This is a genomic window from Shewanella sp. CAL98-MNA-CIBAN-0140, from assembly GCF_040309905.1.
Taxonomy (GTDB): Bacteria; Pseudomonadota; Gammaproteobacteria; order Enterobacterales; family Shewanellaceae; genus Shewanella; species Shewanella psychromarinicola.
Window position 1 is genome coordinate 1 of the sequence record NZ_JBEOPI010000090.1, and the last position, 975, is coordinate 975.

General features: G+C 46.4%; 1 protein-coding gene. It reads right to left on the bottom strand.

The window, feature by feature from the left end; all coding sequences use genetic code 11:
* On the bottom strand, positions 1 to 975 hold a 975-nt coding region (locus AAEY93_RS20260; protein ID WP_351079426.1), incomplete at both ends, for a cadherin-like domain-containing protein.

The following is a 975-nucleotide window of genomic DNA, read 5'->3' on the forward strand; positions in this document are numbered from 1 at the left end:
ATGGTTAGCGTCGCAGTAACACCGGTATTAGTGGTGTAAGTAATAACAGGAACGCTACCGTTCCAATTTTCATTGGGCGTAAAGGTGTAAGAGCCATCTTCATTGATGATCAGGACACCATCATCAAGAGTGACTTCAGTGCCGGCCGCATAGGTTTGGCCGCCCACTTCAAAACTTACCACGCTTAAGTCTGAATCTACGTCACTATCGTTATCGAGCACATTGCCGGTAGCAATAGTATCTTCAGCAACCGTATTGGTGTCGTTAGTCAGAACCGATACGTCATCTACCAGGGTGACTTCAATGGTTAGCGTCGCAGTAACACCGGTATTAGTGGTGTAAGTAATAACAGGAACGCTACCGTTCCAATTTTCATTGGGGGTGAAGGTGTAAGAGCCATCTTCATTGATGATCAGCACACCATCATCAAGAGTGACTTCAGTGCCGGCCGCATAGGTTTGGCCGTCTACTTCAAAACTTACCACGCTTAGGTCTGAATCTACGTCACTATCGTTATCGAGCACATTGCCTGTAGCAATAGTATCTTCAGCAACCGTATTGGTGTCGTTAGTCAGAACCGATACATCATCTACCGGGGTGACTTCAATGGTTAGCGTCGCAGTAACACCGGTATTAGTGGTGTAAGTAATAACAGGAACGCTACCGTTCCAATTTTCATTGGGCGTAAAGGTGTAAGAGCCATCTTCATTGATGATCAGGACACCATCATCAAGAGTGACTTCAGTGCCGGCCGCATAGGTTTGGCCGCCCACTTCAAAACTTACCACGCTTAAGTCTGAATCTACGTCACTATCGTTATCGAGCACATTGCCGGTAGCAATAGTATCTTCAGCAACCGTATTGGTGTCGTTAGTCAGAACCGATACGTCATCTACCAGGGTGACTTCAATGGTTAGCGTCGCAGTAACACCGGTATTAGTGGTGTAAGTAATAACAGGAACGCTACCGTTCCAA